We start from the raw sequence: 14,408 nt of genomic DNA, 5'->3' as shown, positions 1-14,408 counted from the left end.
AAAATGGTTAAATGCATAATATATTAGTCATAAAGACACGATAATGAATTATCAAGAATTTGGAAAATTTATCAAACAATTGAGACAAGGTCAAAAAATATCTCAACAAACTATGGCTAATCACCTTTGTATTTCTAGGGCCACTTTAAGTGGTTTTGAAAATGGGGTGAGCGGGGAAATTGGTTTTAAGAAAGTTTTGCAGATTGTTGATTATTTAGGTTATGAACTTAATCTCAAGGAAATGAGTGCTTTTCCAGTATTTGAAGAGGTGATAGATGGATAATTTAGAGGTATTAGTCAATCGGCATCTCAGTGGTCAAATACTGTTTGAAAATAATGAATATATCTATAATTATAAGACGCAAGATAAGCGTAATTTTGTCTCATTGATAATGCCAGTGCGAGAAAAAAGTTATATCCATTATAAATTGCATCCTATCTTTGAAATGCATTTACCCGAGGGGTATTTACTTTCTGTGATTAAGAAACATTTGGCTAAAATAATGAAGTTGGATGATTTCGGTCTTTTAAAGGCGATGGCACCCGCTGTTAATGCGAGAGTAACCTATAGCAATACACAAAAAATAGAAAATAAGATAACATTGAATGAGTTAATACATCCAAATAATAAAAATCTTTTTAATGAGTTGGTAACAAAGTTTGCGTTGGACTCTGCCTTGAGCGGCGTGCAACCAAAAGTATTGGCAAAAGTAGAGGATAAAGCCACCCTAAATTGTAAAGAGTATATCGTCAAATCTTGGGGCGATGATTATAAAGAATTGGCACTGAATGAATATTATTGCATGAAAATTGTGCAAGGTGCCAATATTCCCGTGCCTGATTTCTTTATTTCTGATGATGAACGATTATTCATTATGAAACGATTTGATATATTGAATAATGGCAAATGTTTGGGTTTTGAAGATATGTGTGTGCTTTTAGCAAGGCAAAGAGATGATAAGTATGAAGGTACTTATGAGCAAATTGCAAAAGTTATTAAAACATTTGTTACTGCCAAATATAAAAAATCGGCCTTAAAAGTTTTTTTTAAAATGATTGTAATTAATAACCTTATTCAAAATGGCGATGCACACCTTAAAAACTTTGGTTTAATTTATGAAGATATAGATAATATCAATTTAGCACCCGCTTACGATGTTGTCTGTACCAGTGTTTATATTGAGCATGATATACCCGCACTCCATCTATTAGGTAGCAAAAAATGGCAGAATAAACAGCATTTATTGCGATTTGGTATTGAAAGCTGTGAGCTTACTGTTAAAGAAGTTAATATTAATTTTCAACAATGTGTTGACTCTATAATGTTAGTTGCCAATAAAATCAGTGTCAGGATTAAAAAGGAAAGCGATAAAGATAAATTGGATGTATTAACGAAATTGCATTGTATATTTATGGGTACTGCGATACAGAAAAAATAGATTGACGCCATTTTTAAAAAAAATATAAATTTTTATCAAGACCCTAATCCAAAAGATAACTGCAAAACTTACTAAGGAAACTGCAAATGATTAAAGCACCAAAAATATCAATAATTACAATTGTATTCAACGATGCCAAGGGTTTGGAAAAAACTATTCAAAATGTTATTAATCAAACCTACGATAATATTGAATATATTATTATTGATGGCGGTTCAACAGATGGAACGATAGAGGTTATCAAAAGATATGAAGACAAAATATCCCGCTGGGTCAGTGAACCTGATAAAGGTATTTATGATGCGATGAATAAGGGCGTTAATTTGGCGAGCGGGGATTGGATGAATTTTATGAATGCGGGAGATGGTTTTTTTGATACAAGTATCGTAGAAAAAGTGGTTCCTTTACTGGATAACGATATGTTGGTCGTATATGGAGATACTGTTCTTGATTATGGGACTTACACATCTTTAAGGACAAATTTGGATTTGTCTAACATGTACTATGGGCAAGTATTGGGACATCAAAGCTCTTTTACTAATGCCATTTATCAGAAAAAAAATCCATTTAGTTTGGAATATGAAATTGCAGGGGACTATGATTTTCTCTTGAATGCTTATATCAAAAATAAGGATGGGTTTAAGCAAATCCCAATGGTTGTTTCTGTTTTTTCAATGGATGGAGTCTCTAGTAATAATGAGATACAGTCAACATTAGAAAGAATAAGAATTTTAAAAAAAGTCAAACAATATAAATTAAAAATTCGGCTTGCTTACTACCTAGTTTTATTAAGGATTATGATTAAAAATAAATTACCAGCAAAAATAATAAAAAGGATTAATGTTGGGGAGAGACAATAATGCTGCCGTATATTTTTTTTTATTTAATTATTCTATTTGTCGGGTTGTGGAATACTAAAAAAATAAATTTTAAATATGGTGTGCTGTTTTTTACTGTATTTATTTTCTCTGCTTTTAGGTTTGATGTGGGTTATGATTATGAGAATTATTACAGAATAGTCTCAAATTTAGCATTTACAGATTATACACAATTTGAGCTTATATCCAAGTATATAGCAAAATTCTCCAATTATATTGATTTTACCCAGTTATTTTTTATTGTCACTTCGTATGTCATTATTTATAGTGTTCACTATGTTTTAAAAAATTACAGTAAAGATTATTTTTTATCACTACTAATTTTTATCTCTATTCCGTATTTTTATTTTATGTCCTTTAGCATTATCAGACAATATTGTGCGATAGCCATAGTTTTTTATGGAATTAAATATATTTTTCAAAGGAAATTTTTTTTCTATGTTGCTACAGTAATAGTAGCATCACTGTTTCATTACAGTGCAATTGTTGCTGTTGTTATCTATTTTTTAAATAGAATCAGTTTAAATAGAGTAACATCCATTGCTTTAATTATAAGTTCATTTTTTGTAACATCTGTTCTACTTGATGTTATTGTACAGATTCCTAGATATGCTTCTTATGCTGATTACAATACTGGAACGGGAACAAGCATGCAGGTATTCTTATTGTCAATGTCTGTTGTTTTTATACTTTTCTTTGATGCTTTTAAATCCATAGAAGCAAGGTTTTACTACACTGTATTTATTGTGGGTGCTTGTATGTATAGTGCATTTATTCTTATGGGGGAGGCGGCTGCAAGAATATCTTATTATTTTATTATTTATTTGATTTTGTTAATTCCTGAACTGAGATACAAGTTCAAAAAGAAACAATTCTACTTGGCAGTAATTTTGTTTTCAATATTAATGTATGCAATTACTTTTTACCTTTCATATACAAATCCATACAAGAATCATCTTGTTCCATATCAAGTATTCTGGTTTAAGGATGACAAAAATTTAAAGTCAGTTAAATGAAAAATAACAAAAAAATCGCAGTTATTATTCCTACTTACAAGCCACAAGAATATCTAAAAAAATGTTTGGATTCTCTTGACATTCAAACTCTGTCTAAGAATAAATTTTGTGTTTATATTGCTTTGAATGGGGGTAAGCAGCCTTATGAAAATGAAATATTATCCTTACTAAAATTGTATAGTTTTCACTCTAAATATATCTACATTAAAGAGTTAGGTGTCTCTAATGCTAGAAATAAATTAATTGATTGTTCTAAAGAAGAATTTATTGCTTTTATTGATGACGATGATTTGGTATCACCCAATTATTTGAGCAATTTATTAGAGGTTTCTACAGAAGAATATATGGGAATTGCCAAGGTTTATAATTTTAAGAAAAGCATTAACACTGTAACAAGTCATTATGTAGGAATATTATACGACAAACTTTCTCAATCAGAGGTGCCCAAGTTTAAAACTCGTAAATATTATTCACCCATGTGTGCAAAGTTAATCCACAGAAATATAATAGGCGAGACTAGATTTGATACTCATTTAAAAAATGGTGAAGACGCTTTATTTATGGCGACTATTTCTATAAATATAAAAAAACTTTGTAAGCCTTGTAATGAAGTTTGTTATTATATTTATGAACGCCCTAATTCGGCAAGTAGAAGGAAAATTTTATTCAAGTACAGACTTAAAAATTATGCGTATGTAATTAGAGAATATTTTAAATTATTGATATCACCAGGCTATAATAAATTATTTATTTTAACTAGAATTCTTGCCACACTCAAAAAACTCATCATGGGGTTAAATTAAATAGGTACAAAAAAATATTGAGAATTTAATTTTAATCATCACACTACTATATAATTCAGAGGAATTTATCTACATCTAAATAGAATCAATTTTAACCCAAAACTTATCAAAATTGGGAAAATGATTATTCCCCAATCCATAAAGTAGAGATTGCAAAGATAGTGCTATCCTTTGTCCCGTCTGTGTTTGCAAAAAATATTAGTCCCCCATAGGTTCGGCGGCTATTTTTTGTAAATGCAGACGGGGCAAAGGGTGGTATTATACCATTTATAAAAAGTAATGACACAAAAGCACTAATTATTGTCCGTTTTAGCGTGCTTAAAAAACCAAGGATAGCAATAAGTATCCTTGATTTTTTAAGCACACTAAAACAAACAATTATCAGCACTTTTTATAAATGGTATTAGGTTTGTGATTTCTATTTTTGGATTGGGGATAAGGATTGGTTTTTGTATTATTATTTTTTAAAAATGGTTTTTTACTAATCACCCTATTTATCCGCAAGAGAAGTTATATACTGCAAAGGTCGCTTTAAATATATTTATTGCGAATTATTTTTATAGAGCTTTATACTGAACAGACATTGGCAGATGGTATTGTTGATTAGCTGTCTAATAAAAATTTTAAGTTAAAAGGAGTTTACAATATGTATTATGATGATAACAGGGGTAAATGTTCAGGCAGATTTCCTATTTATGCAACAAGAGACCTTTGAATAAATATGAATAATCATCAAAGTGCCACCTTTCATCAAATTGCAAACTTTTCTAGCAACACTAAGCAGCCCTGGGTAAAAACACCCTTAGCTCTACTAGGAGTGGATTTAAAAAATTTCCAATTTAATAAAATTTGTTATTTTTCTAATCATCCTTATTTACCCGCAAGGGAGGATACGCACTGCAAAGGTCTCAATAAACATATTATTTACACATGAAAATATCTATTATTACAGTAGTTTTTAATGCAAAGAAAACTATAAGAGAAACCATTCATTCGGTTTTAAGTCAAACTTATGCAAATATTGAATACATTGTTATTGATGGCGGTTCAACCGATGGGACTATTGAAATAGTAAAAAATTATGGCAATAAAATATCAAAATTTGTCAGTGAAAAAGATGCTGGTATTTATGATGCAATGAATAAAGGTATTGCTTTGACTACTGGCGATGTTATTGGATTTTTAAATGCCGATGACTTTTATGCAGGTAGCAGTGTTATTGAAAATATTTCAGCAGCGTTTCAGCGATATGAAGTTGATAGTGTGTATGCGGACTTAGAGTATGTAGAACAAAAAAAAATAGAGAATGTTGTGAGGTTTTGGAAGTCTTCATCTTATAAAAAAGGTGCATTTAAAAGAGGATGGCATCCTGCACACCCTACTTTTTTTGTTAAAAAAGATATTTACAGTAGATACGGTAGTTTTAATTTGAGTTATAAAATTGCTGCTGATTATGAATTAATGCTAAGATTTCTTGAAAGATATCAAATATCATCACACTACCTGCCCTATGTATTGGTAAAAATGAGAACTGGGGGTGAGAGCAATAAAAATGTGTTGAATATTATTAAAGCAAATATAGAAAGTTATCAGTCTTGGAAAGATAACGGGCTACCTGTTAATCTATTTATGTTTATGTTGAAACCAATTTCAAAAGTGTTTCAATATTTTAAATAACTTTAGTTATAAGTTGGTAGCAATAAAGTATAATTGCTTCATTTATTCTCATTAATTCTTTTTGCAAGCATCACTAATTACTTTAATATTTTCAGCAATTTTGTCTGTTTTGATTGTCATTTTGGCAGACAAAAAACAGTGGTTTTTAAATCAGCACGATTTAATCGGGGTGCAAAAGTTTCACCATCATCCGGCACCCCATGTGGGCGGTTTGGCGGTGTTCTTTAGTTTCTCCTTTGGGTGTTATTTTCTACCGCCCGATATTCAAAGCATTTTGCAGCCTATATTATTGATTTCATTGCCTATTTTTGTTATCGGTTTAATTGAAGATTTGAGTGCCAAAATATCACCCTTATGGCGTTTAATGTTTATATTGCTCTCTATTGGCAGTGCTTTCTTATATCTTGATATTGGTATTTCTTCATTGGGTTTTCTGTGGACAGATAATTTATTGTCTTACCCGGTAATCGGCTTGATGTTTACGCTGTTAGTGGTTGGCGGTGCGGTGAATAGCGTGAATGTGATTGATGGTTATAATGGATTAATGTCGGGCTATGCGATGCTTGCATCAACAGCGATGGCAATTGTGGCTTACCAATTAGGTGATGTATTGATAGTGCAACTTGATTTATTGTTGATTGCGTCTATTTTAGGTTTCTTTTTACTCAACTTCCCAATGGGGAAATTGTTTATGGGTGATGGCGGGGCGTATTTTATTGGTTTAATGTTGTCGATGATTGGTCTGGTATTTGTGAGCAGACACGATGAATTGTCTAATTGGTTTGTGCTATTACTACTAATGTATCCGATGTTTGAGTTATTATTTAGTATTTATAGAAGGAAAATTATCCACAACACCCCTGCTAGCGAACCCGACCCCTACCACTTGCATACGCTGATACATAAAATCTTAGTAAAGCGTCATCCTCAAGGCGATAAAATAATGAATAACAGTCTAACAGCACCTTTTTTATGGGTCTTGTCTTTGGTGGGCATTATTCCTGCCGTGTTTTGGTTTGACAATAAGTGGGCGTTAATTGGCTGGGCGTGTTTATTTATGTTGATTTATATCGTTATTTATCGTCGTATTCAATCGCGCTATGTTTGATAATATTTTAATGGTATGTGTGGGTAATATTTGTCGCAGTCCGATGGCTGAGGCGTTGTTGCGTGATAGATTGGCTCAACAAAAAGGGGTAAAAATAGCATCAGCAGGAGTAGGGGCTTTGGTAGGGCATAGTGCTGATGCAACTGCACAAGCGCTAATGTTGGATCAAGGCGTTGATATTTCCATGCATAAAGCGCGCCAATTGAACGATGAATTATTGAGCGAATATGACTTGGTACTGGTGATGGAAAAAGACCATATTGATGCAGTACATGATATTGCACCATTATCAAGAGGCAGAGTGCATTTATTGGGGAAATGGAGTGATTTTGAAATTCCCGACCCCTATAAACAGTCAAAACATGAATTTGAATCAGTACTCAGATTGATTCAGCGTGGCGTTAATGAATGGGTAAATAAATTGTAAAATAACCCCAACATTCGGTAAAATAATTTCTTTCCAATTAAAAATAAAAATAATGAATTATTCAAAAATTGTGATATTATTCACGGCTGTATTGATACTAAATGCCTGTTCTCCAGGTATGAAAATGGATAAAAATATCTATGATGGCGATATGTCTGATACCATTTTAATTACCCCAGCATTGGTTAAGAAGTTGAATGCCAATCATGAAAACAATCCTATCTATAAAATTGGCAGACAGGATGTACTGACAGTTAAAGTTTGGGGTGATGACAATTTAAGCACTATTGATGGTGATAAAAATAAAAATCGAAGGGCTAACGGCTTAATTGTGCAAAATAGTGGGGAAATTTTTTACCCCTACATCGGTAATGTTAAAGTCATTGACAAATCCATTGAGCAAATTCGCATCCTGCTCACTAAAAAACTCAGTAAATATATTAACGACCCTCAAATCAGTGTAAGCGTTAGCGAATACCATTCAAAACGCGTGCATATTATGGGTGAGGTGCAAAGACCTAAAACTTATGCAATTACAAACACGCCAATGAGTCTTTTAGATGCAACACTGTTGGGCGGTATTAACAATGCCACAGCCGATACTCAGCAAATATATATTATCCGTCGCCTCGATAAAAACAAGCCAACCATTTATCAATTTAATGGTGAATCCGCCGATACAATGCTTCTGGCAGGGCAATTTTATCTAAAACCTAATGATGTGGTATTTATTGCACCTGCGGGTGTTGCTTCATGGAATCGCGTGATTAGCAATATTCTTCCATCGGCTAATTTAAAAGCAGCAGCAGGTAACTAAATTATATGGAACCCTCAACACACACAAGTCAAAACCTATCTATTGATAGCGAAAATGAGATTGATTTACAAGAATTATTTGGCACTCTGGTAGAAGAAAAATGGCTGATTGCGATTGTTACTGCTGTCATTTTTGTTATTAGTTTATTTTATGTCTTAGTCGCCACGCCAATCTATCGGGCCGACACGGTTTTACAAGTCGAAGATAAATCTAGTAATATGCTGAGTTTGGGTGATTTAGCTGATTTTTCTTCTGCCTCGCCTACCTCAGCAGAGATTGAAATCATAAAATCACGCAATATTATCGGTAAAACCATTGACAGGCTTAACTTAGACATTCAAGTTAAACCCGATTATTTTCCGATTATTGGTGCGGCTATTGCACGCAGAAATAATGACAAAAACATTACCCAAGACAGTAGTTATACTGGCTATGCTTGGGGCGGTGAACGCATTAAGATTGAACAACTTACTCTACCTCGTCTTTTGCAAGAAGATGGTATTACCTTAGTTGCACAAGAAAATCAAACATACGAGCTTATTGATACAAATGGCGAGTCATTATTAACAGGAAAAATAGGAGAACTGGCACAAGCACAGGGTGTTACAGTATTTATTTCAGAGTTAGTTGCCAGAATAGGGACTGAATTTAGCTTATCAAAGGGTAATCGCTTCAAGATTGCTAACGACTTAAAAAAAGACATTAAAGTAACTGAGATAGGTAAGAAAACAGGTATTTTAAACATTAGTTTAGAAGGTTCGGATTCAGCATTAATCAGTCGTATTATTGATAGTATTTCAACATTTTATCTAAGACAAAATGTTGAACGCACCTCAGTAGAGGCTCAACGCAGTTTGATTTTTTTGCAAAAACAAATCCCTTTAATTAAAGATGAAATGGAAGCAGCCGAAGTCGAACTCAATAATTATCGAGGTAATAAAAGCTCAGTTAATCTAACTTTAGAGACACAATCCTTGCTTAATCGAATTATCACTATTGAGACACAACTTTCTGAATTAGAGGTAAAGCGTTCGGATTTATCTAAAAAATATACCGATATTCACCCGATTATGATAACACTAACAAGTCAAGAAGCTAAGCTCAAGGAGCAATTAGAGCGAATCAACGGAAAAGCACACGGACTGCCAAAAACACAGCAAGAAATATTGCGCCTGTCTCGTGATGTGGAAGTGGCGACCACAATTTATACGCAATTATTAAATAAAACCCAAGAATTAAAGGTCGTCAAAGCAGGAACAGTAGGCAATGTGCGTATTATTGATAGTGCCTTGACTGCTGAGCGTCCTATTAAGCCTAAAAAATTACTGATTGTCTTTGTTAGTACGCTACTGAGTTTGCTTGCGGCTATTGCATGGGTGCTTGTGCGTCGTGCTATGAATAAAGGCGTGGAAAACCCTGATTTAATCGAACAAAATACCAATATCCCTGTGTACGCCAATGTGCCACTCAGCCCAGCACAAGTATTACTCGGTAAAGACAGAAATACGGGTAAAGTTAAGCATGCTATTTTATGTGAACAAGACCCTAAAGATATTTCCCTTGAGGGCTTGAGAAGTTTACGCACTAATCTGCATTTTGCCTTGCTTGAAGCCAAGAACAACATTGTGATGATAACAGGACCATCTCCTGGCATTGGTAAAAGTTTTGTTTCAACCAATTTTGCTCATATAGTTGCCCAATCTAATCAAAAAGTGCTACTTATTGATGCAGATATGCGTAAAGGACATATTCACGAAGAATATAATGTTTCGCGTAGTCCTGGTTTAAGTGAGTTGATTGTGCAAAAATCTGACATAAAAAATGTCGTTCGCAATAGTGGCTTTAAAAATGTTGATATTATCACCACGGGAAATCTTCCGCCAAATCCTTCTGAGTTGCTGTTGCACGAAAATTTTGCAAAAAATTTGAAGCATTTATCTAAAGAATATGATTTAATTTTAATTGACACTCCACCATTACTTGCTGTTACTGATGCCGCCATTATTGGTAATTTGTGCGGGACAACTTTTGTTTTATTGCGTTATAGCGCACATTCAATGGCAGAAATTCAAGCTACCGTTAAACGACTTCAGCAAAATAATATTGAGCCACGAGGTTTTATTTTTAATGCCCTGCAGCCACGCGCAGGGTATGGGAAATATGCACATTATCATTATGAGTACAAATCATAAATTTGGTAATTTAAAATTGCAGTAAAACACTGCCCCAGCTAAATCCACCGCCAATTCCTTCAAGCAATAGTTTTTGCCCTTTTTGAATGCGTCCATCACGCACTGCCACATCTAATGCCAAAGGAATAGAGGCAGCAGAGGTGTTACCGTGTTTAGGTAGGGTAACAATAACTTTGTCCATCGGGGTTTTAATGCGTTTGGCAACGGCTGAAATGATACGAATATTGGCTTGATGCGGCACCATCCAATCTAACTCTTCTGCTGTCATATTGCATTCTTTGAGTGTGTCTTCTGCCAAAGCAGAGAGACGACTGACGGCAATTTTAAAGACTTCGTTACCCGCCATCTCAATAATACCGACTTCGTTAATACGATTATTGCTAACTTGCAAAGAAGAGAGATAACGCCCATCACTGAATAATTTTGAATGCAAAATACCTGTTTCTTCACTACCCTCAAGCACAACTGCACCTGCACCATCGCCAAATAAAATGGCAGTGCCACGGTCGTTCCAATCAACAATGCGGGATAAAGTCTCGCTGCCAACCACTAAGACTTTATTGGCAGCCCCTGTTTTAATATATTGCTCGGCAGTAGTGAGTGCAAAAATAAAACCAGCACAGACTGATTGTAAATCAAACGCAGGGCAATTAGCACCCAGTGCATTTTGCAGTATTGTTGCTGTTGCAGGAAATATTTTATCAGGAGTGGTAGTGGCTAAAATAATTAAATCCAACTCACTGGCAGCAATACCTGCCATTTCTAGGGCGTTTTTGGCAGCAATCTCGGCTAAATCGCAAGTACTTTCATTGGTAACCACGCGTCTTTCTTGAATACCAGTGCGACTGGTAATCCATTCATCTGTGGTGTCAATAGTTTTGGATAGGTCGTCGTTGGTTACTATCTTGGGAGGCAAGTAAGAGCCTGTGCCGATAATTCTTGCAAATTTATTCATTCTAATTCCGAAGCCACTTGGCTTTCAATTTTTTTAATAATTTTAGCGTTGGCTTCAAGGTGTGCTTCTTTAATTGCTTGAAAAAATGACTCTGCATCTGCACCCCCATGGCTTTTAACCACAATACCCCGAAGCCCTAATAGACTGGCACCATTATATTTACCAGGATTAAGACTGGCTTTAAAATCTTTTAAAACCGGCGTGGCAATGAGAGCGATAATTTTGGTGAAAAGGTTTTTAGTGAAAGCTTGTTTAAGGTAATGCCCCATCATTGATGCCACGCCTTCACTAGCTTTAAGGGCAATATTACCTTCAAACCCATCACAAACGACTAAGTCAACCGTGCCTTTATAGATATCATCACCTTCAACAAAACCAGCATAGTTTAAGTTTGAATTTTCAAGCAGTTCCGAGGTTTTTTTAATATTCTCATTGCCTTTCATTTCTTCTTCACCGATATTGAGCAAGCCCACACTTGGCGCACTAATATTTTCAGTGTGTTTGACGGCAATAGCACCCATAATGGCAAATTCAAGTAAAGCCTTAGGAGTGGAATCAACATTGGCACCTAAATCCAACATGTGAGTGTGTCCATCCATAGTTGGTATACGCCCCATAATCGCAGGGCGGTCAATGCCTTTGATGGTTTTAAGCACGAAACGAGAAATTGCCATTAACGCCCCTGTGTTACCTGCACTAACGCAGGCATTAACTGTGTTATCTTTGACGAGATTAATAGCAACACGCATTGAAGAATCTTTCTTTTTGCGTAGTGCAATAGCAGGGGATTCGTTCATCGCAACTACTTCACTTGCGTGAGTAATACTAAAACGCTTGGCGAGTTTTTTACTATCAGGATGTTGATCAAGTTGTGCTTGAATGCTGGACGCATCCCCCACAAAAACTAGGTGTAAATCTGCAAATGCACCCAAGGCTTTAACACCTGCTACAATAGTAACAGGTATCCCATAATCCCCCCCTGAGGCATCAATAGATACCTTGATTGTCATTGGGAATTACGCTTCTACTTCTGGCACTTCTTGTGCTTTATTGATCACTTTTTTACCCCGGTAGTAGCCATCAGCAGTGATGTGGTGACGCAAATGCGTTTCGCCTGTTTCTTGATCTTCGGATAAAGCAGGGCTCGCTAGTGCGTTGTGTGAACGACGCATGCCTCTTTTTGATGGGGTTTTTCTACTTTTTTGTACAGCCATTTTAATACTCCTATTTTTTATTTTTTAATTGTTCTAATATTGCAAAAGGGTTTTCACGCTTACACGCTTCTGCCGGTAAAGTATCCTGATACGATACACATTCATGCTCATGCATGGGGGTCATCGGCACAGAGATTAACACTTCATCTGTTATAAATTCTATGGTCGAAAATTCTTCGTCAGCGTTCAGAATTATCTCAAAACAAGGGGCTAACTTCTCACCTTGTTGCTCGTTTTTTAAAAAAGCAAGTTGAAATTTAGGAGTTAAATGAACACTAACTTCATTTAAACAGCGCTGGCAGGTAAGTGCCAAATCCAACTTAACTTCACCTTTAATACAAGGAATCCTGCCTTCTTCAAGGCTAAAATTAACTTTAACGGCAACGGGTGATTCTGAATTACTTGCCAGTTTGCTGATTCGGGGGAAATCCTTCACTTGATATTGCTGTGAAAAGATAAGCCCCTTAGCAGCGAACTTAAAAAGTTTAATTATTTCCGGTATTCCTTGTTTCATAATAAAAAACTCAATAATTTTACCAAAAATAGCAACATAAATGTATTTAATTTAGTCGTTGTCTGCTGGCTTCAAATAGGGCGATACCTGTCGCCACAGAAACATTTAAACTTTCCACATTACCCCGCATTGGAATCATTGCCAATTGGTCGCAAGATTTCTTAGTTAATACACGCAGTCCTAAGCCCTCAGAACCCATAACAATAGCGATTGCTGCGGTTAAATCTACTTGGTAGAGTGAAGTTTCTGTTGAGCCGTCTAAGCCCGTAATCCAGATATCAACTTCTTTAAGTGCTTTAATAGTGCGTGCCAAATTAGTCACTGAGAATATTTTAAGTTGATTAAGTGCACCTGCTGAAGTTTTATGCACCAAGGCATTGATTGGTGCCGAACCGTCTTTGTTAATCACCACACAGTCTACACCGGCTGCATTGGCACTACGCAAACAAGCCCCCAAATTTCTCGGGTCTTGAATTGAGTCTAAAATTAGAATGAAAGCAGATTTTTCCAGTTTAGCAACATAAGTCATTAGTTCATCTTGGTTGGGCAGGGTGGGTAATAATATTTCCGCTACAATACCTTGATGGGTTTGATTTTTAGTGAGTTTATCTAATTGCTGTTTGCTGGCTGGAAAAGTATTGACACCGAGTTGATTGAGTTGCGTGACAATAGTATTTAGGCGTTTATCGTGACGGTTATCTAATGTCCAGACTTTTAATAGACATTCTGGTGTGGTTTCGAGCTGTGCTTGGATTGGGTGAAATCCAAAGATGACGATGGATTTAGACATGTTACTTCAATTTGTCTGTAAAAATCTCGATGTAAGCATCTTTGCGTAAACTTTTTATCCAACCTTGAAAGAAAGCAATTTGCTTAACACGGATGAGTTGTGCTTTGATATTGGCAAGATGTACCATCGCTGTTACAGCTGATTTTTTAGGGTTATTAGCTAGTGTTTCATCAATTTCTGCTTGAGTTAGAGTGATATTGGCTTGTTGTAAGACCATCTTCTCAAGCCCATTAAGGGTAAGATTTTGAGTGACGGTGGCAACAATTTGTTCAAATTGATTGTTAGAGCGAAGTTGTGCTATGGTCAAGCCATTTTGTTTGGCAACATTGTCCAACACTTTATTGACGGCATCTGCTTTAAGGGTAATACCTAATGTTTGAATTTTTTCTTTTTGTAAGGCAATGTCAATTTGTTGTTGAACTAAGGCTATTTTTTGCTTTACCGTAGTTTTTTTGTTGATCTTAGCACTGATGCTGTCCATGGTAATGACGGTATCATTGACGATAGCAATGATGCTATTTGGTGTAGAAAAAGCTACAGATGACAAACTTAATAAAAATGCGAATATGATTTTCATT

At 35.1% G+C, this 14,408-nt stretch carries 17 protein-coding genes; 11 read left to right on the top strand and 6 right to left on the bottom strand.

Annotation, left to right across the window (positions count from 1 at the left end):
- The first annotated feature begins 43 nt into the window (after positions 1 to 43).
- From AB8525_RS01215 to AB8525_RS01165, 11 genes are all read left to right on the top strand, one after another.
- Entirely contained in the window at positions 44 to 283 is a 240-nt protein-coding gene (locus AB8525_RS01215; protein ID WP_369151970.1) for a helix-turn-helix domain-containing protein, read from the top strand.
- A complete protein-coding gene (locus AB8525_RS01210) occupies positions 276 to 1,439 on the top strand; it encodes a type II toxin-antitoxin system HipA family toxin (RefSeq protein WP_369151968.1) in 1,164 nt (387 codons plus the stop codon). Before AB8525_RS01215 ends, AB8525_RS01210 begins: the two co-directional genes overlap by 8 nt.
- Positions 1,440 to 1,525: 86 nt before the next feature.
- Positions 1,526 to 2,299, top strand: coding sequence for a glycosyltransferase family 2 protein (locus AB8525_RS01205; protein ID WP_369178136.1), 774 nt, complete (start codon positions 1,526 to 1,528; stop codon positions 2,297 to 2,299).
- Entirely contained in the window at positions 2,299 to 3,333 is a 1,035-nt protein-coding gene (locus tag AB8525_RS01200) for an EpsG family protein (RefSeq protein ID WP_369178134.1), read from the top strand. The genes AB8525_RS01205 and AB8525_RS01200 overlap by 1 nt, the downstream gene beginning before the upstream one ends.
- Positions 3,330 to 4,136, top strand: a complete 807-nt coding sequence (locus tag AB8525_RS01195; protein WP_369151964.1) for a glycosyltransferase family A protein — start codon at positions 3,330 to 3,332, stop codon at positions 4,134 to 4,136. The genes AB8525_RS01200 and AB8525_RS01195 overlap by 4 nt, the downstream gene beginning before the upstream one ends.
- A gap of 721 nt (positions 4,137 to 4,857) precedes the next feature.
- A complete protein-coding gene (locus AB8525_RS01190) occupies positions 4,858 to 5,070 on the top strand; it encodes a hypothetical protein (RefSeq protein WP_369178133.1) in 213 nt (70 codons plus the stop codon).
- A complete protein-coding gene (locus AB8525_RS01185) occupies positions 5,067 to 5,813 on the top strand; it encodes a glycosyltransferase family 2 protein (protein ID WP_369151960.1) in 747 nt (248 codons plus the stop codon). Before AB8525_RS01190 ends, AB8525_RS01185 begins: the two co-directional genes overlap by 4 nt.
- Before the next feature lie 61 nt (positions 5,814 to 5,874).
- Positions 5,875 to 6,921 (top strand): glycosyltransferase, encoded by a 1,047-nt coding sequence (locus AB8525_RS01180; RefSeq protein ID WP_369178131.1) that lies wholly within the window; start codon positions 5,875 to 5,877, stop codon positions 6,919 to 6,921.
- Positions 6,914 to 7,348 carry a low molecular weight protein-tyrosine-phosphatase gene (locus tag AB8525_RS01175; protein WP_369178129.1) on the top strand — a complete coding sequence of 145 codons (435 nt, stop codon included), beginning with the start codon at positions 6,914 to 6,916 and terminating at the stop codon, positions 7,346 to 7,348. Before AB8525_RS01180 ends, AB8525_RS01175 begins: the two co-directional genes overlap by 8 nt.
- 52 nt (positions 7,349 to 7,400) lie before the next feature.
- Positions 7,401 to 8,165: a polysaccharide biosynthesis/export family protein gene (locus AB8525_RS01170; protein WP_369178127.1), complete on the top strand. Its 765-nt coding sequence runs from the start codon at positions 7,401 to 7,403 to the stop codon at positions 8,163 to 8,165.
- Positions 8,166 to 8,170: 5 nt separating this feature from the next.
- Positions 8,171 to 10,357 (top strand): polysaccharide biosynthesis tyrosine autokinase, encoded by a 2,187-nt coding sequence (locus AB8525_RS01165; RefSeq protein WP_369178125.1) that lies wholly within the window; start codon positions 8,171 to 8,173, stop codon positions 10,355 to 10,357.
- Between the two features lie 10 nt (positions 10,358 to 10,367).
- Here AB8525_RS01165 and AB8525_RS01160 read toward each other — a convergent pair whose 3' ends face one another.
- From AB8525_RS01160 to AB8525_RS01135, 6 genes are read right to left on the bottom strand one after another with little or no spacing between them, the layout of a single operon-like run.
- Positions 10,368 to 11,312, bottom strand: coding sequence for a beta-ketoacyl-ACP synthase III (locus AB8525_RS01160; protein ID WP_369151948.1), 945 nt, complete (start codon positions 11,310 to 11,312; stop codon positions 10,368 to 10,370).
- Entirely contained in the window at positions 11,309 to 12,322 is a 1,014-nt protein-coding gene (gene plsX / locus AB8525_RS01155; RefSeq protein ID WP_369178123.1) for a phosphate acyltransferase PlsX, read from the bottom strand. The genes AB8525_RS01160 and plsX overlap by 4 nt, the downstream gene beginning before the upstream one ends.
- Before the next feature lie 6 nt (positions 12,323 to 12,328).
- Entirely contained in the window at positions 12,329 to 12,526 is a 198-nt protein-coding gene (gene rpmF / locus AB8525_RS01150; RefSeq protein WP_369151944.1) for a 50S ribosomal protein L32, read from the bottom strand.
- A gap of 10 nt (positions 12,527 to 12,536) precedes the next feature.
- Positions 12,537 to 13,040 carry a DUF177 domain-containing protein gene (locus AB8525_RS01145; protein WP_369178121.1) on the bottom strand — a complete coding sequence of 168 codons (504 nt, stop codon included), beginning with the start codon at positions 13,038 to 13,040 and terminating at the stop codon, positions 12,537 to 12,539.
- Between the two features lie 46 nt (positions 13,041 to 13,086).
- Positions 13,087 to 13,830, bottom strand: coding sequence for a 23S rRNA (guanosine(2251)-2'-O)-methyltransferase RlmB (gene rlmB, locus AB8525_RS01140; RefSeq protein WP_369178120.1), 744 nt, complete (start codon positions 13,828 to 13,830; stop codon positions 13,087 to 13,089).
- Position 13,831: 1 nt separating this feature from the next.
- Entirely contained in the window at positions 13,832 to 14,407 is a 576-nt protein-coding gene (locus AB8525_RS01135; RefSeq protein ID WP_369151936.1) for a hypothetical protein, read from the bottom strand.
- Position 14,408 lies beyond the last annotated feature (1 nt).

The organism is Candidatus Thiodubiliella endoseptemdiera, from assembly GCF_964212635.1.
In the GTDB taxonomy this organism is placed as follows: Bacteria; Pseudomonadota; Gammaproteobacteria; order PS1; family Pseudothioglobaceae; genus Thiodubiliella; species Thiodubiliella endoseptemdiera.
This window is presented reverse-complemented; position numbering and strand designations above follow the sequence as displayed.

Excerpts from the sequence above, each read along its gene's own strand:
- AB8525_RS01215 (WP_369151970.1), top strand. The coding sequence starts at position 44 with ATGAATTATCAAGAATTTGGAAAATTTATCAAACAATTGAGACAAGGT.
- AB8525_RS01210 (WP_369151968.1), top strand. The coding sequence starts at position 276 with ATGGATAATTTAGAGGTATTAGTCAATCGGCATCTCAGTGGTCAAATA.
- AB8525_RS01205 (WP_369178136.1), top strand. The coding sequence starts at position 1,526 with ATGATTAAAGCACCAAAAATATCAATAATTACAATTGTATTCAACGAT.
- AB8525_RS01200 (WP_369178134.1), top strand. The coding sequence starts at position 2,299 with ATGCTGCCGTATATTTTTTTTTATTTAATTATTCTATTTGTCGGGTTG.
- AB8525_RS01195 (WP_369151964.1), top strand. The coding sequence starts at position 3,330 with ATGAAAAATAACAAAAAAATCGCAGTTATTATTCCTACTTACAAGCCA.
- AB8525_RS01190 (WP_369178133.1), top strand. The coding sequence starts at position 4,858 with ATGAATAATCATCAAAGTGCCACCTTTCATCAAATTGCAAACTTTTCT.
- AB8525_RS01185 (WP_369151960.1), top strand. The coding sequence starts at position 5,067 with ATGAAAATATCTATTATTACAGTAGTTTTTAATGCAAAGAAAACTATA.
- AB8525_RS01175 (WP_369178129.1), top strand. The coding sequence starts at position 6,914 with ATGTTTGATAATATTTTAATGGTATGTGTGGGTAATATTTGTCGCAGT.
- AB8525_RS01170 (WP_369178127.1), top strand. The coding sequence starts at position 7,401 with ATGAATTATTCAAAAATTGTGATATTATTCACGGCTGTATTGATACTA.
- AB8525_RS01165 (WP_369178125.1), top strand. The coding sequence starts at position 8,171 with ATGGAACCCTCAACACACACAAGTCAAAACCTATCTATTGATAGCGAA.
- AB8525_RS01160 (WP_369151948.1), bottom strand. The coding sequence starts at position 11,312 with ATGAATAAATTTGCAAGAATTATCGGCACAGGCTCTTACTTGCCTCCC.
- plsX (WP_369178123.1), bottom strand. The coding sequence starts at position 12,322 with ATGACAATCAAGGTATCTATTGATGCCTCAGGGGGGGATTATGGGATA.
- rpmF (WP_369151944.1), bottom strand. The coding sequence starts at position 12,526 with ATGGCTGTACAAAAAAGTAGAAAAACCCCATCAAAAAGAGGCATGCGT.
- AB8525_RS01145 (WP_369178121.1), bottom strand. The coding sequence starts at position 13,040 with ATGAAACAAGGAATACCGGAAATAATTAAACTTTTTAAGTTCGCTGCT.
- rlmB (WP_369178120.1), bottom strand. The coding sequence starts at position 13,830 with ATGTCTAAATCCATCGTCATCTTTGGATTTCACCCAATCCAAGCACAG.
- AB8525_RS01135 (WP_369151936.1), bottom strand. The coding sequence starts at position 14,407 with ATGAAAATCATATTCGCATTTTTATTAAGTTTGTCATCTGTAGCTTTT.